Source organism: uncultured Metabacillus sp. (genome assembly GCF_947503125.1).
Classification (GTDB): domain Bacteria; phylum Bacillota; class Bacilli; order Bacillales; family Bacillaceae; genus Metabacillus.
Map to the genome: position 1 here is coordinate 1 of NZ_CANNCR010000185.1, position 563 is coordinate 563.

Below are 563 nucleotides of genomic sequence, written 5' to 3' on the forward strand. Positions count from 1 at the left end.
CTAAATCAAAGATGAGTGCTTTTGAATCTCTGAACTTATGAACTTTATCGAGCAACTCTTGGTTGGCCTGTTCTAATTGTTCAATAGATGTTTGATCAAATCTCCTAAAAAAGCGAGATAAGCTGGGCTGGGAAGCTAAGGCTGGTGTCCCAATGATTTGAGTAAATACAGGATCCTTCGTTAGATGATCGGCAGCATCATCTTGTGAATAGCCGGCAATCATTTGATAGATTTTTTGACGAAGTAAATTTTCATTCGAATGAACAAAGTAAGTCCTTGAATCTTTTAAGTTTAAGTGCCCGGCCAATGTCTTTGAGAAGCCAATTTTCTCATCGAACTCTCTAAAGATGAATTCACCTGTATCAGAAGAAAGAGAACCTCCATCATTTGATAATTTGATTTGACGATTGAAATTAAGCGTTAATTGCGGTAAAGTAGCCATAATAAGAATCCTTTCTGATGGTTATTTTGTGGTGATTTAACTTTATCAGAAATGGATTCTTTTTTCATTTTTTTCATGCATTAAATAGTAACAAGAAAGCTGATTAGATAGGCGATATTAG

General features: G+C 35.0%; 1 protein-coding gene. It reads right to left on the bottom strand.

The window, feature by feature from the left end; genetic code table 11:
- A partial coding sequence (locus tag Q1B07_RS26750) for a transposase (protein WP_299834322.1) occupies positions 1–442 on the bottom strand: 442 nt, incomplete at its 3' end.
- Positions 443–563: the final 121 nt, after the last annotated feature.